A 17,552-nucleotide genomic window follows, 5' to 3' on the forward strand; every position below is an offset into this window, starting at 1 on the left:
GCGTCGCCGGCCGGCGGCGGGGGTCAGTGGCGTCGCGCGGGCCGGCGCCCCGCCGGCTGTTCGGGGCGGGTGCGCGGCGGATGGCTGCGCAGCCGGTGGGTGCGGGGTGAGCCGGCCTTCGCGGTGAACGGTTCGCCGCAGTGCAGCAGCCGCAGCGGCTCGCCTTCCAGCAGCGTGTAGGTCACCGACGTGCTCTCGATCTCCACCCGGAGCCTGCGGCCGAGGATCTGGACCGCGAAGGTCAGCCGGCGCAGCTGGTCCGGCAGCGTGGGGGAGAAGTCGAGCGTGCCGTCGCTGTGCCGCATCCCGCCGAAGCCGGCCACCAGCGCGATCCAGGTGCCGGCGAGCGAGGCGATGTGCAGCCCGTCGCGGGTGTTGTTCTCCAGGTCCTCCAGGTCCATCAGCGCCGCCTCGCCCGTGTAGTCGTAGGCGAGTTGGAGGTGCCCGACCTCGGCGGCCATCACCGCCTGGCAGCAGGCGGACAGCGACGAGTCGCGGACCGTCATCTGCTCGTAGTAGGCGAAGTTGCGCTCCTTCTGCTCCTCGGAGAAGGCGTCACCGCGCTTGTACATGGCCAGTACCAGGTCGGCCTGTTTGATGACCTGCTTGCGGTACAGGTCGAAGTAGGGGAAGTGCAGCAGCAGCGGGTACTGCTCGGGGCGGGTGGCGCCGAAGTCCCACAGCTGGTGCCCGGTGAAGCCCGCCGACTGCTCGTGCACGCCCAGCGCCTCGTTGAACGGTATGGCCACGGCGTCGGCCGCGTCCCGCCACGCGGCGGCCTCCTCGTCGCCGACGCCGAGGGCCGCCGCCTGTGCGCCGTACCGCTCCACGGCGTCGGCCGCCGCCCGCAGGTTCGACTGGGCCATCAGGTTGGTGTAGAGGTTGTCGTCCGTGACGGCGCTGTACTCGTCGGGCCCCGTCACCCCGTCGAAGTGGAAGGTGCCGTGGTGGTCGTGGTGGCCCAGCGAGTGCCACAACCGGGCCGTCTCGACCAAGATCTCCACCCCCGTCTCCCGCTCGAAGTCGGTGTCGCCGCTGGCGGCGACGTACCGCACCACGGCCTCCGCGATGTCGGCGTTGACGTGGAAGGCCGCCGTGCCGGCCGGCCAGTACGCCGAGCACTCCGAGCCGTCGATCGTGCGCCAGGGGAACGTGGCGCCGCGCAGGCCCAGTTGCCGCGCCCGGGCGCGGGCCGCCGGCAGCGTCTCCTGGCGCCAGCGCAGGGCCTCGGCCACGGCGGACGGCGAGGTGTAGGTGAGGACGGGCAGCACGAACGACTCGCCGTCCCAGAAGGTGTGCCCGTCGTACCCCGAGCCGGTCAGCCCCTTGGAGGGGATGGCGCGCTTCTCGGCCCGCGCCCCGGCCTGGAGCACGTGGAAGAGCGCGAAGCGCACCGCCTGCTGGATCTCGGCGTCGCCGTCGACCTCCACGTCCGCGCGCGACCAGAAGGCGTCCAGGTAGGAGCGCTGCGCATCCACCAGACCCTGCCAGCCCGCGGTGCGGGCGCCGGCGAGGGCCGCGTCCACCTGGTCGCGGACGGCGGGCAGCGAACGCACCCCCGACCAGCCGTAGGAGACCAGCTTCTCGACGCGCAGCGGCTGTCCCGGGGACAGCTGCGAGGTGACGGTCAGCCGGGCGACGTTCTCACCGCTCTCGGCACCGGTGACGGTGGACTCGGGCCCGTGCACCACGTGGTCCGCCGCCGAGCCCACCCGCAGCCCGCTGGTCTGTGTACGGTGCACCAGGCGCAGCCGCATGTCGGAGGCGAAGTCCTCCTCGGGCGTGAGGACGTCCTCCAGCGCGGCCGCCACCCGCGGGTCGCCGCCGCTCTTGTGGGGGAGCTGCTCGTTGGCCACCAGCTCCGACTGGACGACGACGCGCACGTCCGACTCCAGCGGCTCCACCTCGTAGGCGACGGCCGCGATGGCGCGCTGGGTGAAGGAGACCAGCCGGGTCGAGGTCACCCGCACGGTGCACCCTGCGGGCGAGGTCCACTCGCAGACCCGGCGCAGCAGGCCGGAGCGCAGGTCGAGGGTCCGCTCGTGGGAGCGGAGCCTGCCGTAGCGCACGTCGAACGGCTCGTCGTTGACGAGCAGCCGCATCACCTTGCCGTTGGTGACGTTGATGACGGTCTGGCCCGACTCGGGATAGCCGAAGCCGGATTCCGCGTACGGCAGCGGGTGCAGCTCGTGCACCCCGTTGAGGTAGGTGCCCGGCAGCCCGTGCGGTTCGCCCTCGTCGAGGTTGCCGCGCCATCCGATGTGCCCGTTGGAGAGGGCGAAGACGGATTCGCTCTGCGGCAGGATGTCCAGGCGGAGCTCGTTCTCGTGCAGCGTCCAGGGCTGTACCGCGAAGCAGGAGTGGCTGATCACCTGGCGTCCTCCTGGTCGTCGGGGGCATCGGGGGCATCGGGGGCATCGGGGGCATCGGGGCGCGCGTTGTCCTCGGCCGCGTCCGTCAGCGCGCTCAGGTCCGGCACGACGGTGTCGGCGCCGTGGGCGCGCAGCGCGTCGGCCTGGCCCGTGCGGTCGACGCCGACGACGTACCCGAAGTGGCCCGCGCGGCCGGCGTCCATACCCGCCAGCGCGTCCTCGAAGACGGCCGAGGCGCCCGGTTCCACGGCCAGGTCGTGCGCGGCGGCGAGGAAGGTGTCGGGGCGGGGTTTGCCGGGCAGCCCGCGCTCCCTCGCCACCACGCCGTCGATCCGTACGTCGAATCGGTCCTCGATGCCGACGGAGGCGAGGACGTCCCGGCAGTTGGCGCTGGAGGAGACGACGGCGGTCGCCAGCCCCGCCGCGCGCACCGCGTGCAGATAGCGCACGGAGCCGTCGTACGCCTCCACGCCGTCCTCGCGGATCTTCTCCAGCAGCAGCGCGTTCTTTCGGTTGCCCAGTCCGGCCACGGTCTCGCGCTCGGGCGCGTCGTCGGGCGTGCCCTCGGGCAGGTCGATCCCGCGCGAGGCGAGGAAGGTGCGGACGCCGTCGGCCCTGGGGCGTCCGTCCACGTAGGCGTCGTAGTCCGCGACCGGGTCGAAGGCTGCGAAGCCGGGCCCGTCGCGCCCGCGCAGATAGGCGTCGAACATCTCCTTCCACGCGGCGGCGTGCACGACGGCGGTCTTGGTGAGGACACCGTCGAGGTCGAACAGGCATGCGCGGATGCCGTCGGGCAGACCGAGCTTCGTCATGCGTGCCGGGTCCCCTGGCCACGGGGGCGGCATGCGTGCTGGTGGGCATTGCCGCCCGGGTGGGCGCCCGCGGGCCCCGGCCATCCGGCCCCGCGCGCCCGAGGCCCCGGCTACCCGTCCTCGCGCGGCAGGGGAACCTCCCACACCAGGCGGGTGCCGGGCCCGGCTGCGGAGGCCGCACCGTCCGAGACCGTCAGAGTGCCGCCCAAAAGTGCGGCCCGTGAGCGCATGTTGTCCAGTCCTCCGGTGCGGGGCGCGTCACCGAGGCCCACACCGTCGTCGGTGACGGTCAGCGCGATCGCGGCGCCCACGGACAGCGCCACGTCCACGCGACGGGCCCGCGCGTGGCGGACGATGTTGCTCAGTGCCTCGCCCAGCACCGCGCTCACCTGCTCCGCCGCCTCGGCCGGCACGTTCGTGTCGACCGGGCCCTCCATGCGCAGCGCGGGCAGGAAACCGAGTCGGTCCGCCGCGTCGCTGACGGCCTTCGCCAGGGTGCGGCGCAGGCTGCTGGGGGCGTCCTGCGGGCCCTCGCCCGAGGTACGCAGCGCGAAGATGGTCGAGCGGATGATCTTGATCGTCTCGTCGAGGTCGTCCACGGCGCGGCTCACCCGCTCGGCCGCCTGCGGGCGGTCGATGAGCCGGCCCGCGCTCTGCAGCGTCATACCGGTCGCGAACAGCCGCTGGATGGCCAGGTCGTGCAGGTCGCGGGCGATCCGGTCGCGGTCGTGCAGCAGCGCCAGCTGCTCGGACTCGGCGCGGTGCTGCGCCATCTCCAGCGCGAGCGCCGCCTGCGCCGCGAAGTCCGACAGCAGCTCCACCTCCGTCTCCTCGAACGGCTCCCGCCCCTTCAGCCGGCTCAGCCGCAGCGCGCCCGGCGCGTGCTTCTGCGCCAGCAGCGGTACGGCCACGACGGGACCGTGCGCGCCGCGCCCGGTGGGGAAGGCGCGGGTGCGCGAGTCGGCGTCCACGTCAGCCGACACGGCCGACTCGCCGGTGCGCGCCGCCAGCCCCGAGAGCGTCTCGTCGTAGGGCACCACCACCCCGGTCTGCTCCTCGGCGAGCGCCCCGACCGCCACCACCACCCGCAGCCCGACCGCACCGTCCGCCGACCCCGCCGCGTCCGGCAGCAGCACGCACGCCGAGTCCGACTGGGCGACATCCAGCGCACGCCAGGCGATCAGCCGCAGCACCTCGCTGGAGGGGGCGCCGCTCAGCAGCAGCCGGGTGATCTCCCCGAGCGCCTCAAGACACTGTTCGCGGCGCCGGCTCTCCGCGTACAGCCGCGCGTTGTCGACGGCCACCCCCGCGGCGACGGCCAGGGTGGTGACGACGGCCTCGTCGTCGGCGTCGAACTGAGCGCCGCCCCGCTTCTCGGTCAGGTACAGGTTGCCGAAGACCTCGTCGCGCACCCGCACCGGCACCCCCAGGAACGTGCGCATCGGCGGATGGTGCGCGGGGAAGCCGTGGCTGGCCGGGTGCGCGGTCAGATCGGACAGCCGCAGCGGCTCGGGAGTGCGGATCAGCTCGCCCAGCACCCCGAGCCCCGAGGGCAGCGGCCCGATCCGCGCCGCCTCCTCCTCGCCGATGCCCACCGGCAGGAACGTCGCAAGGCGCTGCCCCTCGCCGATGACGCCCAGCGCCCCGTACCGCGCGTTCGTCAGGGCCAGCGCCGCCTCGACGATGCGGCGCAGCACCTGCGCCAGGTCCAGCTCACGGCCCACGCTCAGGACGGCTTCCAGGAGACTGTGCGTCCGGTCCTGGGTGATGCGGGCGGCATCCAGCCGGGCCTGGAGCTCGTCCAGCAACTCGTCCAGCCTCAGATGGGGCAGCCGGCCCCGGTCCGGATGGTGCTGCCCGCCGTCTTCGGCAGCCTCCGCCATGCGCGCCTCCGTGCGACGGTACGACAGCCGGGCCCCCGTGCGGCCGCGAGCCCCGAGAGGGGCAGTCTACGGGCCAACTGACCTCAGGTCGCCTGTCGTTCAGCGCCCCGGGCATCCGGCGAGGAGCGCTCACCACCGCCCCCGGGAGGGCGCTCCTCGCCGCCCGGGGACGAGTGCTCCTCCTCGCCACGGGAGGGGCGCCGCGGCGTGCCCGCCGGGACGGTCCGCTCGCCTGCGGCCTGGTCCGCCGGGGTGTGCTGTGGCGGGACGGGCGGCCCCGGGGCCCTGCGCTGCTCGTCCATCCGGCGCCACTCGGGCCGCAGCCCGGTCAGGTTGGTCGTCAGGAAGTAGGCGGCGCCGCCCGCGCACAGCACAGGGGCCAGCCCGAAGGACGCCACGGCCGCGCCGGCGAGCAGTCCGCCCAGCGGGATGCCGGCCCAGGCCAGCGAGTCGCCCAGCGCGTTGACCCGGCCCCGCAGCCCGTCGGGGACCCGCTCGAAGTTGACGGCCCCCAGTATCGGGTTGATGAAGCCCGCGCCGAACCCGCTGAGCGCGAAGACCACGGGCACCACCCACAGCGGGACGTCCACCGCCAGGATCACAAACCGTGGCGCGCCCGCGAGCAGGAACCCGGCGAAGAACACCACGCGGCGCGGCATGCGGTGCCCGATGGCCGCCGCGACGAGGCTCCCGGCGACCGCCGCGAGCCCCAGCGAGCTGTTGGCCAGTCCCATCGCCTCAGGGCCGTGGCCCGACTCGCGCGCCCAGACCGGGACCAGCAGCGAGTTGAACGCCGCGTCCAGCAGATTGGTCACGCCCACCATGACGATGACGGTGAGCAGCAGCCCGTCACCGCGCAGGAAGCGGAACCCCTCGCCCATGCGCTGCCAGTAGCCGGGCTGGGGGCCGCCCGCAACGGCGGGCGGGGCTTCCTCGTCCGCCGCCTGGCGCCGCCGGTGCGGCAGCGCCAGGACGACGACGAGGGAGCCCGACGCGAAACAGACCGCGATGGCGATGAGCGCGGTGGGCGCACCGAGCAGCGCCACCACCGTGCCGCCTGCCGCGGGGCCGACCGTGGAGGCCAGCCGTTCGGTCACCCCGGCGAGGCCCGCCGCGCGCTCCAGCGGCACCAGGCCGCGCGCCGCGGCCTGCGGGACCATGATCTCCTTGGACAGGTCGCCGGGGCCCCGTGCCGCGCCGATCACCGCGACCAGGAGCAGCAGCAGCCAGAACGAGAGCACGTCCACCAGGTGCAGCACCGCGACCGCGGTGATCGCCGCCGCGCTGACCACATCGGTGATCCACGAGACCGTGCGCGGCCCCACCAGGTCCACGAGAGGCCCGGTGAAGGCCTTGACGAGGACGTAGGGCGCCAGCTCGCAGAGCGAGACCAGACCGGTCTGCGCCGTGCTGCCCGTCGTCACGAGCACGAACCAGGGGAGCGCGATGGCCGATATCCGGGTGCCGGTCAAGGAGACCGCCATCGCCGTCAGGACACCCGCCAGCGGGCGGATGCTCCTGCTCCGCCGGGGGTGCTCCGTCATAGCCCGCACTCTAAGGGGTGCGGGCCCGCGGTCGCCGAGCCGCCCCGGGACCGCGGGAGTCCCCGCGCCCCGGGTGCCGAACGGCCCCTACTCACCGGGCGGGCCATGCCCCAGGCTGGGGGCGTTCCGAGGAGGTCAAGTGCCGGGTTCCGACAGCCGGGGCGCGAGGTCAGCGCGTCCCGCCGCCCCTGTCCGGGTGTTTCTGCTCGACGACCACGAGGTGGTGCGGCGCGGGCTGCGCGACCTCCTGGAAGCGGAGGACGACCTCAGCGTCGTCGGCGAGGCCTGCGACGCGGCGCAGGCGCTGGCCAGGGTCCCCGCGCTGAGACCCGACGTGGCCGTGCTCGACGTGCGGCTCGGCAGCGGCACGGGACCGGGCGAGAACGGCGGGACGGGACCGGGCGGGAACGGCGGCGCGGGGCCGAGGGCGGACAGCGGCGAGAGGACCGGGGAGGGCGGCGGCGACCACGGGGGCGTCGAGGTCTGCCGCGAGCTGCGGGCGCTGAGCCCCGACCTGGTCTGCCTCATGCTGACCTCGTTCGACGACGACGAGGCGCTGTTCGACGCGGTCATGGCGGGCGCCGCCGGGTACGTGCTCAAGCAGATCAGGGGCGCCGACCTGGTGAGCGCGATCCGGACGGTGGCGTCCGGCGGCTCGCTGATCGACCCGGGCACGCGGGCGCGGGTCACGGCGCGCGCCGCGGCGCCGGGGACGGGCCGTGAGGGCCGGGCCGTACCGGCCGAGCTGGCGCGGCTCACCCCGCGCGAACGCGAGGTGCTGACCCTGGTGGGGGAGGGGCTGACCAACCGGCAGATCGGTGAGCGGCTCTTCCTCGCGGAGAAGACCGTCAAGAACCGGATCTCGGCGATCCTGGGCAAGCTCGGCGTGGGGCGGCGGGTGCAGGCCGCGGTGCTCGCCGAGCGGCTCGGTCGGGAGAGCCCCGCCCCCGGTGGCGGCCCCCTGCCGGGAGACCTCACACCGTAGGGGCCCGGGCGCCGCGCGGAGCCCCCGCGCGGGCATGCCGTGCCGGCCCACCGCGTCAGCGGGTCTCGCGGAGGCGGTCGAGTTCGCGCCGGTCGCGTTTGGTGGGGCGTCCGGCGCCGCGCTCGCGGCGGGCGACGACGGGGACCTCGGTGACGGGCGGCGGAGGAGGAGAGTTGTCCACGTAGGCCTCCGCGGCCACGGGAGCCCCGACCCGCTTCCTGAGCAGGCGCTTGACGACGACGATGCGTTCCCGCCCGGCGTGCCGCACCCGCACCTCGTCCCCGGCCTTGACCGAGTGCGCCGCCTTCACCCGCTCACCGTTGACCTTGACGTGTCCGCCGCGCGCCGCGGTCGCCGCCTGGGAGCGGGTCTTCGTCAGCCGCACGGACCAGATCCAGCTGTCGACCCGCACCGGTCCTTCGTCTGCCGTCATGCTGTCCGACTCTAGGGGCTTTCGTTTGGATCTGGCTGGGTCAGGGAGCGGGTTCCGGTGCGTGCTCTCGCAAGGCGGAGGAGGGAGTCCCTGCGGAGCAGCGGCGACTGACGACAACGCCGCGAGAGTGCGTGCCGGGGCCCGCGAGCCCAGCAAGATCCAAACGAGAGGCCCTGGGGCAGTGCAGGCCGGGCGGGACCCGCTCGGCGGTACCGGCCCTCTTCCACCCGGCAGGGCGCCGCGAGCGAGCGCACAATGCCGACATATGGACGTCTCGTCTGACCGCACCACCGAGGACGCTCTCACCGAGCTGCACCGGCTCGCGCTGCGCACGGTCGCGCGGGCACGGCACCGGGCGCGCGCCCGGATCGCCGCCGAGCTGACCGACGGCCGCGCGGAAGGGCAGACGGGTCCGCGGAGCCCGTGCGTGTCCGACGGCGCCGGGCAGGCGCCGCCCAGCGACGTGGCGGTGCTGCCGGGCCTGCCGTCCTGGGTGCCGGCGGTGCTGGGCGTGCTGCGGGGCAGCTCCACGGTGCTGCGGCCCGACGTCGCGCCGGACGGGACGGTGTGCGACTTCACGGTCGTGGGGGCCAACCACTTCGAGCTGAGCGGGGTGGAACGCGGCTCGTTCGACTTCCTGGGCAAGCGCCTGTCCGAGACCAGGCCGGGGGTGCGCACCAGCGGAATCTACGACGTGTACCGCGCGGCACTGGAGAAGGGCACCCCCGTCTCCAGCGACACCGTCGACTATGTGGACGTCGTGGACGGGGTGCTCCAGCGTGCCAGGCTGCGCGGCACCGTCACCGTGCTGCCCGGACTCGGACTGCTGCTGACGAACTGGGAGCCGATGGGCGAGGCCAGGCTCAGCCGCCGCGTCCAGGAGGGCGGCCGGATGGGCTGGGCCGAATGGGATCTGATCAGCGGTCGCGTCCGCTGGTCGCACGGGCTGCGCGAACTGCTGGGGCTGCGGGCGCCGCCGCTGGACGGCGTCACGCTGGAGGACGTGCCAGGGGCGGAGGGGGCGGGGCGTACCGTCGCCTCCGCCAAGGACGTCGCAGCGGACCTGATCACCGTCGGACGGAAGGTCGACCCCGCGGACGTACCTGGGTTCGCGGCCGACATGCGGGACCTGCTGCGCGGCGTCGAGGCGCCCGACCGCGAGCTGACCGTCCGGGTGGACGGTACGCGGCGGCGGATCCGCTGGGTGGGGCACGCCCAGCCGGAGGGCGCAGAGGTACCCGAGTCCTTGCTGTTCGCCGCACGCAACATCACCGGGCAGGAGGAGGAGCTGCGCGAGGCACTCGTCGAGGCCGAGCGGCTGCGGCAGGAGGCGGCCGCCGAACGGCGGGTCTCCGAGACGTTCCGCAAGGCCCTCGTCCCGCCGCTGGAGGCGCTGACACCGCCGTGGATCTCGGTCAGCTCCGCCTACGTGCCGTCCGACTCGGGCGTGGGCGGTGACTGGTACAAGTGCCGCGAGCTCCCCGACGGCCGGGTGCTGCTTGCTGTCGGTGACGCCTCGGGGCACGGGGTCCAGGCGGCCAGCCGGGCCGTGCAGCAGCGCTCCGCCCTCGCCGGTCTCGCCTACACCGGCGGGGAGGCGGCGCAGCTGGTGTGGGCGCTGGGGGAGGTCGTCTACAACGACTACTACGGCAACCTCGACACCACCGCCACGTGCGTGGTCGGGCACCTCTTCCCCCGGGAGCGGGTCTTCCGCTGGGCCAGCGCGGGGCACCCCGCACCGATCCTGGTCAGGGACGGCGAGCCGCGGCTGCTCGAAGGCGAGCACGGCATGATGCTGGGCGTGCTGGCGGACGCGGCCTACACGACCAACACCGTCCAACTGCATGCCGGCGACCTGCTGCTCCTCTACACCGACGGCGTCGTCGAGCGCCGCGGCAGCGACCTGGAGACCGGCTCAGCGGCCCTCCTGGAGGCCGTGCGGACGTGGAAGGCCAGGGGGCGGCTCGCCGAGTCGGCGGCGGATCGCCTGGTCGCCGGCCTGCTGGGCTCCCAGGCGGAGGACGACGCGACGATCCTCGCCATCCAGGTGTCCTGAGACCCGTCAGCGGGGGTCGGCCTTGCCGCGTTCGTAGCGGCGGAGCCTGCGGTAGCCGGTCAGCTCCCCGTCGGAGTCCAGCGTCATCTCGTACGAGCCGAGCATGCTCACGCTGTCCGGGATCTTCCGCAGCTCGACGACCTCCACGTGCAGCGTCCACCCTTTGTCCTCGCCTCTGACGACCGAGGAGACCGTCTCCGCCTCCAGCCCGGTCAGCTCCGCGATGGTTTCGCGCGCGGACCGCAGCACCTGAGCGGTGCTGGGCGCCTTGGCCTCGGCGGTGGGCTGCTCGCGGCTCTCGGCGTCGGCCCCTGAGCGGGTCCCGGCGTCCGACTGCCTGCCGTCCTCGGCGGTGGGCTGCTTGCGCGCGGTGTTCTGCCGCGTCCCCGAGGCGGCGCTCCGCTGCGTGCCCGAGCGCGCCGAGTCGGACTTCTTGCGTGGGGCTGCCGCCCGGGCCGTCTTCTTGGCCGTGCCGCCCGCGCTCTCACTCATCCCGGTTCTCCTCCCTCCCCACGCCTGCGGGGAATCGGCGGACCGGGCGGGTGCCCGCTGTGCGCCGAGTGAACCGGGGCAGGCCGGGTACCGGTGAGGACCGGAGGCCGGGCGGGTCAGTCCTCGCCGCGGAAGATGTGGGACTCCGGGTCCCGGTCCCCGGACGGAGCACGCGGCCCGTAGCCCATCGGGCCGTCCGGGCGGCGCGTCGTACGGGCGAGGAGCACGGGAGCGTGACGCTGGTCCCGGGCGTCCTCGTCGTGCGTGATGCCCTGGCTTCGTTGCACCACGATCACCTCCATGTTCGACGCACACCCGGGTCCCCACGCCTCGTGGGGCGAAACGGTCACCGGGGGAGGGAAGAGGACCAAGGAGCTGAGATGGCGCACAAGCCCGAGGTGACCGAGCTGCTCGCGGACGCGTACGCCGAGACGGAGCGGCTGGTCACCGCGTACGAGGCGACACGTGACCCCGAGCGGCGCGGCGCCCTCGCCGAGGCGTTGGACGCCGGTGCCAGGCGGCACGCTCTCGCCCGGGAGCGGGAACTCGACCCGGTGCTGCGGCGGGTGCTCCCCGACGGGGACCGGGTCGCCGCCGCCGCGGCCCGGCGCGCGGCCGCGGCGTGCGCGGCGGTGCGCCGGCTGCAGGGCCTCGCGCCCGACGCCCCGGCCGCCGACCGGGAGATCGCCGCGGTGCTGGACGCGGTGCGTGCCGCGGCGCGCACCGACGAGGAAGAGGTCTTTCCGCCGTTGCGGGACCGGCTGGGCCACCGCGCACGCCGGGAGCTGGGTGCCGCCGTGGAGCGGGCTTTGGCCTGCGGCGGAGCACGCGGGGTTTGACCCTTGGCCCAAGGGCTACCCGGTCCGGCGCCGCGGCGTGGCCGCGGCCTCCGATACACATCAGGCCCGCGAAATCGCGGGCCGTGCGCGGTAGTTGACCGCGAGCTGGGCCACTAGTGACGCCAAGAAGCGAAGGAGGCTCCGTCCTCATGACTGTCGCTCCGGCACAACAACAAGGCGGCGGCACCGGCAATCTCTACGACGTACTGGAGCTCGTCCTCGACCGGGGGCTGGTGATCGACGCGTTCGTGCGGGTGTCCCTCGTCGGGATCGAGATTCTCAAGATCGACGTCCGCGTCGTGGTCGCGAGTGTCGACACGTATCTGAAGTTCGCCGAGGCCTGCAACCGGCTCGACCTGGAGGCAGGCCCCCGCAAGGACCCCGGACTGCCGGACCTGGTCGGTGAGATGACCGAGTCGGGCGCCAAGGGGAAGACCAAAGGAGCGCTGAGCGGCGCGGCGCAGACCGTCTCCGACGCCTTCCAGCAGGCGCGTGACGAGTCCCAGGACGACGGCGGCGGCACCAAGCGCCGTGCGGCCCCGGCCCGCCGGAAGGAGGAGCGGGAGTGAGTACCTACGTCTACGGGATCGCCCGGACGCCGGCCCCGCCCTTCCACGGGGATCTGACCGGGGTGGGCGACCCCCCGCGCCCGGTGCGCGTGGTCGAGCGCGAGGGGCTGGTCGCGCTGGTGAGCGACGCCCCCGACGATCTGAAGCCCAAGCGCAGGGAGCTCCTCGCCCACCAGCAGGTGCTGGCGCAGGCGAGCGCCGAGCGCCCTGTCCTGCCGATGCGGTTCGGCAGCCTCTCCGAGGACGACGACACCGTCGGTGACGTCCTGCTGGAGCGTGCCGAGCACTTCCGCGAGCGGCTCGACGCGCTGGGGGGCAAGGTCGAGTACAACGTCAAGGCGAGCCACGACGAGGAAGCGGTGCTGCACGTCGTCATGGCGGAGCAGCCCGCGCTGCGGGCCGAGAGCGAGGCCAACCGTGCGGCCGGAGGCGGGACCTACGAGCAGAAGCTCCAGCTCGGTGAGCAGGTCGCCCGTGCCGTGCAGGCGCGTGAGTCCACCGACGCCGCGTTGGTGCGGCGGGCGCTGGAACCGCTGGCCGCCGAGGTCAGCGAGGGCCCCGAGAGCGGTGGCTGGCTGACCAACCTGTCCTTCCTCGTCGACCGGGAAGGCGCCGGCGAACTGCTCGCGGCGCTGGAGGAGCTGGAGACCTCGGCGCCCCAGCTGGACCTCACGGTCAACGGCCCGCTTCCGCCCTACAGCTTCGTCGAGAAGACCGACGCCCCGGCCGGTGCCACGGGCCCAGCGGGCGCCGCGGGAACCGCTCCCGCGGCGGGCTGACAGGAGGCCGGTATGGGCCTGATCAGTGAACTGCTGCTGCTGCCCGCCGCTCCGCTGCGCGGCACCGCGTGGGTGCTGCGGCAGGTGCGGGACGAGGCGGAGCGGCAGTACCGCGATCCCGCCACCGTGCAGCGCGAGCTGCGCGAGCTGGAGCGAGCGCTGCTGGCCGGTGAGATCGACGAAGCCGAGTTCGACCGGCGCGAGGACGAACTCCTCGCGCGTCTGGAGAACAGGAACCCATGGACATGAACAGCAGAGTGACGACGGCGCTGGCCGTCGCCGGGGGTTACGTCCTCGGCCGCACCAAGAAGGCGAAGTTCGCCTTCGGCGTCGCGACGATGGTGGCCGGCAAGCGGCTCAAGCTCGACCCGCAGGCGCTGGTCGGCTTCGCCAAGGACCAGCTCGGGAACAATCCGCAGTTCAAGGAGTTGGGCGACCAACTGCGCACCGATCTGCGCGGCGCGGGCAAGGCGGCCACGGGCGCCCTGGTCAACCGCCAGGTCAACGCGTTGGCCGACCGGCTGCACGAGCGCACCCTCGACGTGCGCGACCAGCTGTCCGGCGCCTCGGACAGCGCGAAGGAGACGGCCGGGGACGCGGCCGCCACCGCCAGGGACACGGGTGAGGAGGCCGCGGGAACGGCACGAAAGGCTCTGCCGGGCGGCCGCCGTGCCCGCACCCGGGACGAGGCCGAGGAGGCCGAGGACGCGGGCGCGCGGGAGCAGGACGGCGAGGAGAGCGGTGAGCGCGCCGACGGCGAGCACGAGTCCGAGGCCCCGACGGACTCCCGCTCGTCCGGCGACGGAGCCGAGGCGGCCGGTGGCGCGCAGAAGACGGCCGGCAGGGCGAGGAAGTCCACCGGCACGGCGAAGAAGCCCGCGGCCCAGCGTCCGGCCAAGAAGCAGTCGCAGGGACGGGCGACGGGCAAGAAGGCGGCCTCGTCCTCGTCCGGCACCGCCAGGTCGGCCTCCCGCTCCTCGACCGGGAAGCGGACCGGCACCGCGTCGGCCGCCAAGCCGGCGTCGACGGGGGCGAAGGGCAGCGGTGCGAAGGGAGGCCGGAGCCGTGGCTGACACCGAGGCGAAGGACGGCGGCGGGAAGCTGCTCGGCGGGCTCGACACCGCGGCGACCGACCGGCTGAAGTCGGTGGCGAAGGAGTTCGCCATGGCCGAGGCGGAGAAGCTGCTGAGCGGGGTGGGCCGCAAGCTGGGCCAGACCACCGGCAAGCTCAACGACGTCGCCGAGGGCAACAGCCCGGGTCTGGGCAAGCTGGCGCTGGACAGCGGCCGCAAGATCATGGACGGCAAGGGCCCGCTGCGCACCGCGATGGAGGTGGGCGGCGGCCACCTCAAGGACAAGGCCGTCGAGGGCATCAAGGGCGTGTTCGGCGGCGGAGGCAAGAAGCGCAAGGGCGGCGGACAGAAGCCGGTCGTCATCCTGGAGTACGTGGACGTGGGCGTGCCGATAAGAGACGCCTACGACCAGTGGACCCAGTTGCAGGACTTCAGCTCCTTCAGCAAGGGCGTCAAGGACGTCACGGTCGCCGACGACACGACCTCCGACTGGAAGGCGAAGATCTTCTGGTCCAACCGGAGCTGGAAGGCCACGACCACGGAGCAGATCCCCGATCAGCGCATCGCCTGGACCTCCGAGGGCGCCAAGGGCAGCACGAAGGGCGTGGTGACCTTCCATGAGCTGACGGACAACCTCACGCGGGTCGTGCTGCTGATCGAGTACTACCCCAAGGGCCTGTTCGAGAAGACCGGCAACATCTGGCGCGCCCAGGGCAGGCGGGCCAGGCTCGACCTCAAGCACTACGTCCGCCACATCGCCATGAAGGGCGAGGCCGACGACGGCTGGCGCGGCGAGATCCGCGACGGCGAGGTCGTCGTCTCGCACGAGGACGCGGTCGCCGAGGAGGAGGACGAGAACGCCGAGGACGCCGGAACCGATGCCCCCGACGAGGCGGAGGGTGCCGAGGAGCCCGAGGGCCAGGCGGAGGACGCGTACGACGACGAGGAGTACGAGGACGCCGAGTCCGGAGCGGACGAGCCCGAGGACGCCGAGGAGGCCGACGACTCCGAGGAGTTCGACGAGCCGGAGGCGGCCTACGGCGAGGACGCCGAACCCGAGGACGCCGAACCCGAAGGCGAGGAGCCCGAGGACGCCGAAGGCGAGGAGGGCGAGGAGCCCGAGGGCGAGTACGACGACGCGGACGAGGAGGCGGAGGAGGCCGAGCCCGAGGACGCCGAGGGCGAGTACGCCGCGGCGGGTGAGCGCAGGTGAGCACGCCGATGCCAGGGGCGAGCAGGCTGCCCGACCGCTACGAGGGCGGCAGCAGCGCGAACCTCGCCGACATCCTCGAACGGGTCCTCGACAAGGGCGTGGTGATCGCGGGCGACATCCGCATCAACCTGCTCGACATCGAGCTGCTGACCATCAAACTCCGACTGATCGTCGCCTCCGTCGACAAGGCCAAGGAGATGGGCATCGACTGGTGGGAGACCGATCCGGCGCTCAGCTCGAACGCCCGCAGGGGCGAGCTGTCCGAGGAGAACGCGCGGCTGCGTGAGCGCGTCGCCGAGCTGGAGGGCAGGGCGCCGGGGTCCGGGGCCGAGGAAGCCGAGCACAGGGAGCTCGGGGAGACCAGGGAGACCAGGGAGCCCAGGGAGGTGGAAGGCCGTGAGCGGTGAGCTGCGGTACGTCTACGCGGTGACCGCGCCACTGGCCGGGCCGCTGCCGGCGGAGCTGCGGGGCGTCGGCGGCGCGGCCCCCTACACCGTCGAGCACGCCGGACTGGTGGCGGTGACGGGCGTCGTGCCCGAGGCCGACTTCGCCGAGGAGCCGTTGCGCGCCCACCTGGAGGACCTGCGCTGGCTGGAGGAGACGGCACGCGCCCACCAGGGCGTCGTGGCCGCGCTGACGGCGCTGACCTGTCCGCTTCCGTTGCGCCTGGCGACCGTCTACCTGGACGACGACGGTGTACGGCGCGCGCTGGAGGAGGGCCGGGAGGAGTTCGCGGCGACTCTGGAGCGGCTGGAGGGCCGCGTCGAGTGGGGCGTGAAGGTGTACGCGCGGCGCCGCGCACCGGAACCGGCCGCCGCCGGCGCCGCGCCCAGCAGCGGGCGGGACTTCCTGCGCCGCCGCAAGCAGGAGGTGACGGCCCGGGAGAACGCGCTGGAGGAGGCCGAGGAGCTCGGCCGTACGCTGCACGCGGCGCTCGCCGCGCAGGCCGAGGACGTGCGGGTCCATCCGGCGCAGAACCCGCAGCTGTCCCAGGCCCCGGGCCAGAACCTGCTCAACGCGGCCTACCTGGTGCCGCGCGAGCGCTCGGAGGAGTTCGTCGAGCGTGTCGAACAGCTGGGCGGACACGATCTGGCGGTCCGCGTCGAGCTGACCGGCCCGTGGGCGCCCTACTCCTTCGCGTCCGGTCAGGCCGGCGCCGAGGGGAACGCGGAGGGCCGCCATGACGGCGCCGTCGGCTGAACCGTCCGCGGTGCCGGGCCCGGGCCCCGTGGCCGTCGACTCCGAGCGGCCGATGGCCAGGCGCCAGGTCGCGCTGGTGGACCTGCTGGACCGGTTGCTGGGCTCGGGCGTGGTGCTCGCCGGCTCGCTCACCCTCGGGATCGCCGACGTGGACCTGGTGCGGATCGACCTGCGTGCCCTGATCAGCTCGGTCAACGAACGCGTCCCCTCGCCGTGGGAGGGAGGGAACCCCCTGTGACGACACGCCGTCTCGACTTCGACCCCGACACCGTGGAGCGCGACCTCGCGGCGCTGGTGCTGACCATCGTCGAGCTGCTGCGTCAGCTCGTGGAGCGCCAGGCGCTGCGCCGGGTGGACGTCGGCGACCTGAACGAGGACCAGGAGGAGCGCATCGGCATGACGCTCATGCTCCTGGAGGACCGCATGGAGCTGCTGCGCGAGCGCTTCGGCCTGACCCCCGAGGAGCTGAACTTGGACCTCGGCCCGCTGGGTCCCCTGCTGCCCACCGACTGACAACTGCTAGACCTCGCCTATGCACGACGCCTTCTCCTCTTCCCTGGGCCAGGGCTGGCCGCAGCTCGCCGACCTGGCCCTGGCCTTCGTCCTGACGTCGCTGATCGGTCTGGAGCGGCGGGCCAAACGCAAGAGCGCGGGGCTGCGCACCCATGCGCTGGTGGGGCTCGGCGCCGCCTTGTTCATGCTGGTGAGCAAGTACGGCTTCGCCGACCTGATGGACGCAGACAACGTCTCGTTCGACCCGTCGCGGATCGCCGCCCAGGTCGTCTCAGGCGTCGGCTTCCTGGGCGGCGGGCTGATCTTCGTGAGGCGGGACGTGGTGCGGGGGCTGACCACGGCCGCGATCGTGTGGGTCTCCGCCGCCGTGGGCATGGCGTGCGGTGCCGGACTGCCGCTGCTGGCGCTCGCCGTCGTGGCGCTGCACTTCCTCACCGTGTGGGGCTTCACCAAGCTGGGCGATCACCTTCCCGACGTGGAGCCGAGCCGGCTGCTGCTCACCTACGAGGAGGGGCGCGGGGTGCTGCGCACCGCGCTCGGCCACTGCACCGAGCGCGGTTTCGCCGTCACCGAGACACAGGTCACGCAGGACGCGCGGGACGCGCGGGCCACGCAGGACGATGTCGGCGACGACGTGGCGCGGGCGCCGCGTACCCGGCTGACGCTCGCCGTCGCGGGGGAGGGGTCGGTGCCCGAACTGGTGGCGGAGCTGATCGAGATTCCCGGAATGCTCGCCGTGAACGCCCGTCAGCCCGGGATGTCGGGCGAGTAGTCGCGGCGGGCGCAGGG

General features: G+C 73.6%; 20 protein-coding genes. 13 read left to right on the forward strand and 7 right to left on the reverse strand.

Annotated features, from left to right (window positions below; genetic code table 11):
• Positions 1-23: 23 nt before the first annotated feature.
• The 4 genes from DTL70_RS03780 to DTL70_RS03795 form a co-directional block, all read right to left on the reverse strand.
• Positions 24-2,372, reverse strand: a complete 2,349-nt coding sequence (locus DTL70_RS03780) for a glycoside hydrolase family 65 protein (RefSeq protein WP_114020389.1) — start codon at positions 2,370-2,372, stop codon at positions 24-26.
• The gene (locus DTL70_RS03785) at positions 2,369-3,184 is read right to left on the reverse strand and encodes an HAD family hydrolase (protein ID WP_114020390.1); all 816 of its coding nucleotides are present in this window, start codon (positions 3,182-3,184) and stop codon (positions 2,369-2,371) included. Before DTL70_RS03785 ends, DTL70_RS03780 begins: the two co-directional genes overlap by 4 nt.
• Positions 3,185-3,294: 110 nt before the next feature.
• A complete protein-coding gene (locus DTL70_RS03790; RefSeq protein ID WP_114020391.1) occupies positions 3,295-5,067 on the reverse strand; it encodes a sensor histidine kinase in 1,773 nt (590 codons plus the stop codon).
• An 83-nt stretch (positions 5,068-5,150) separates the two neighbouring features.
• A complete protein-coding gene (locus DTL70_RS03795) occupies positions 5,151-6,611 on the reverse strand; it encodes an MFS transporter (protein ID WP_181860767.1) in 1,461 nt (486 codons plus the stop codon).
• A gap of 139 nt (positions 6,612-6,750) precedes the next feature.
• On the opposite strand from DTL70_RS03795, the gene DTL70_RS03800 reads away from it, so the two are divergent.
• Positions 6,751-7,596, forward strand: coding sequence for a response regulator (locus tag DTL70_RS03800; RefSeq protein WP_114020392.1), 846 nt, complete (start codon positions 6,751-6,753; stop codon positions 7,594-7,596).
• Positions 7,597-7,651: 55 nt separating this feature from the next.
• On the opposite strand, the gene DTL70_RS03805 is transcribed toward DTL70_RS03800, so the two are convergent.
• Complete coding sequence (locus DTL70_RS03805) at positions 7,652-8,029, reverse strand: RNA-binding S4 domain-containing protein (RefSeq protein ID WP_114020393.1); 378 nt, start codon at positions 8,027-8,029, stop codon at positions 7,652-7,654.
• A gap of 265 nt (positions 8,030-8,294) precedes the next feature.
• Here DTL70_RS03805 and DTL70_RS03810 point away from each other — a divergent pair, with 265 nt between their 5' ends.
• Entirely contained in the window at positions 8,295-10,085 is a 1,791-nt protein-coding gene (locus DTL70_RS03810; protein ID WP_114020394.1) for a PP2C family protein-serine/threonine phosphatase, read from the forward strand.
• Between the two features lie 6 nt (positions 10,086-10,091).
• On the opposite strand, the gene DTL70_RS34920 is transcribed toward DTL70_RS03810, so the two are convergent.
• A complete protein-coding gene (locus DTL70_RS34920; RefSeq protein WP_114020395.1) occupies positions 10,092-10,577 on the reverse strand; it encodes a gas vesicle protein GvpO in 486 nt (161 codons plus the stop codon).
• Positions 10,578-10,693: 116 nt separating this feature from the next.
• Positions 10,694-10,867 (reverse strand): hypothetical protein, encoded by a 174-nt coding sequence (locus DTL70_RS33405; RefSeq protein ID WP_181860768.1) that lies wholly within the window; start codon positions 10,865-10,867, stop codon positions 10,694-10,696.
• Between the two features lie 90 nt (positions 10,868-10,957).
• Between DTL70_RS33405 and DTL70_RS03825 the strand changes: the two genes are divergently transcribed.
• The 11 genes from DTL70_RS03825 (at position 10,958) to DTL70_RS03875 (ending at position 17,535) form a co-directional block, all read left to right on the forward strand.
• On the forward strand, positions 10,958-11,416 hold the full coding sequence (locus DTL70_RS03825) for a hypothetical protein (RefSeq protein ID WP_114020397.1): 459 nt from the start codon (positions 10,958-10,960) through the stop codon (positions 11,414-11,416).
• Between the two features lie 149 nt (positions 11,417-11,565).
• On the forward strand, positions 11,566-11,985 hold the full coding sequence (locus DTL70_RS03830; protein ID WP_114020398.1) for a gas vesicle structural protein GvpA: 420 nt from the start codon (positions 11,566-11,568) through the stop codon (positions 11,983-11,985).
• Positions 11,982-12,764 (forward strand): GvpL/GvpF family gas vesicle protein, encoded by a 783-nt coding sequence (locus DTL70_RS03835; protein WP_114020399.1) that lies wholly within the window; start codon positions 11,982-11,984, stop codon positions 12,762-12,764. The genes DTL70_RS03830 and DTL70_RS03835 overlap by 4 nt, the downstream gene beginning before the upstream one ends.
• Before the next feature lie 12 nt (positions 12,765-12,776).
• The gene (locus DTL70_RS03840) at positions 12,777-13,013 is read left to right on the forward strand and encodes a gas vesicle protein GvpG (protein WP_027737327.1); all 237 of its coding nucleotides are present in this window, start codon (positions 12,777-12,779) and stop codon (positions 13,011-13,013) included.
• Positions 13,010-13,837 carry a DNA primase gene (locus tag DTL70_RS03845; RefSeq protein WP_114020400.1) on the forward strand — a complete coding sequence of 276 codons (828 nt, stop codon included), beginning with the start codon at positions 13,010-13,012 and terminating at the stop codon, positions 13,835-13,837. The genes DTL70_RS03840 and DTL70_RS03845 overlap by 4 nt, the downstream gene beginning before the upstream one ends.
• The gene (locus DTL70_RS03850) at positions 13,809-15,050 is read left to right on the forward strand and encodes an SRPBCC family protein (protein WP_425470309.1); all 1,242 of its coding nucleotides are present in this window, start codon (positions 13,809-13,811) and stop codon (positions 15,048-15,050) included. Before DTL70_RS03845 ends, DTL70_RS03850 begins: the two co-directional genes overlap by 29 nt.
• An 8-nt stretch (positions 15,051-15,058) precedes the next feature.
• Positions 15,059-15,457, forward strand: coding sequence for a gas vesicle protein (locus tag DTL70_RS03855; RefSeq protein ID WP_245978976.1), 399 nt, complete (start codon positions 15,059-15,061; stop codon positions 15,455-15,457).
• On the forward strand, positions 15,447-16,250 hold the full coding sequence (locus DTL70_RS03860) for a GvpL/GvpF family gas vesicle protein (protein ID WP_114020401.1): 804 nt from the start codon (positions 15,447-15,449) through the stop codon (positions 16,248-16,250). The genes DTL70_RS03855 and DTL70_RS03860 overlap by 11 nt, the downstream gene beginning before the upstream one ends.
• 52 nt (positions 16,251-16,302) lie before the next feature.
• Entirely contained in the window at positions 16,303-16,488 is a 186-nt protein-coding gene (locus tag DTL70_RS03865) for a gas vesicle protein (protein WP_242757304.1), read from the forward strand.
• Entirely contained in the window at positions 16,485-16,763 is a 279-nt protein-coding gene (locus DTL70_RS03870) for a gas vesicle protein K (protein WP_114020403.1), read from the forward strand. The genes DTL70_RS03865 and DTL70_RS03870 overlap by 4 nt, the downstream gene beginning before the upstream one ends.
• 19 nt (positions 16,764-16,782) lie before the next feature.
• Positions 16,783-17,535 carry an MgtC/SapB family protein gene (locus tag DTL70_RS03875; RefSeq protein WP_114020404.1) on the forward strand — a complete coding sequence of 251 codons (753 nt, stop codon included), beginning with the start codon at positions 16,783-16,785 and terminating at the stop codon, positions 17,533-17,535.
• Positions 17,536-17,552: the final 17 nt, after the last annotated feature.

The organism is Streptomyces diacarni, assembly GCF_003323715.1.
Lineage (GTDB): Bacteria > Actinomycetota > Actinomycetes > Streptomycetales > Streptomycetaceae > Streptomyces > Streptomyces diacarni.

What these genes read in the sequence shown, in the direction of transcription:
- DTL70_RS03785 (WP_114020390.1), bottom strand. Translation starts at nt 3,184, where the DNA reads ATGACGAAGCTCGGTCTGCCCGACGGCATCCGCGCATGCCTGTTCGAC.
- DTL70_RS03790 (WP_114020391.1), bottom strand. Translation starts at nt 5,067, where the DNA reads ATGGCGGAGGCTGCCGAAGACGGCGGGCAGCACCATCCGGACCGGGGC.
- DTL70_RS03795 (WP_181860767.1), bottom strand. Translation starts at nt 6,611, where the DNA reads ATGACGGAGCACCCCCGGCGGAGCAGGAGCATCCGCCCGCTGGCGGGT.
- DTL70_RS03805 (WP_114020393.1), bottom strand. Translation starts at nt 8,029, where the DNA reads ATGACGGCAGACGAAGGACCGGTGCGGGTCGACAGCTGGATCTGGTCC.
- DTL70_RS03810 (WP_114020394.1), top strand. Translation starts at nt 8,295, where the DNA reads ATGGACGTCTCGTCTGACCGCACCACCGAGGACGCTCTCACCGAGCTG.
- DTL70_RS34920 (WP_114020395.1), bottom strand. Translation starts at nt 10,577, where the DNA reads ATGAGTGAGAGCGCGGGCGGCACGGCCAAGAAGACGGCCCGGGCGGCA.
- DTL70_RS03825 (WP_114020397.1), top strand. Translation starts at nt 10,958, where the DNA reads ATGGCGCACAAGCCCGAGGTGACCGAGCTGCTCGCGGACGCGTACGCC.
- DTL70_RS03830 (WP_114020398.1), top strand. Translation starts at nt 11,566, where the DNA reads ATGACTGTCGCTCCGGCACAACAACAAGGCGGCGGCACCGGCAATCTC.
- DTL70_RS03840 (WP_027737327.1), top strand. Translation starts at nt 12,777, where the DNA reads ATGGGCCTGATCAGTGAACTGCTGCTGCTGCCCGCCGCTCCGCTGCGC.
- DTL70_RS03845 (WP_114020400.1), top strand. Translation starts at nt 13,010, where the DNA reads ATGAACAGCAGAGTGACGACGGCGCTGGCCGTCGCCGGGGGTTACGTC.
- DTL70_RS03855 (WP_245978976.1), top strand. Translation starts at nt 15,059, where the DNA reads ATGCCAGGGGCGAGCAGGCTGCCCGACCGCTACGAGGGCGGCAGCAGC.
- DTL70_RS03865 (WP_242757304.1), top strand. Translation starts at nt 16,303, where the DNA reads ATGGCCAGGCGCCAGGTCGCGCTGGTGGACCTGCTGGACCGGTTGCTG.
- DTL70_RS03875 (WP_114020404.1), top strand. Translation starts at nt 16,783, where the DNA reads ATGCACGACGCCTTCTCCTCTTCCCTGGGCCAGGGCTGGCCGCAGCTC.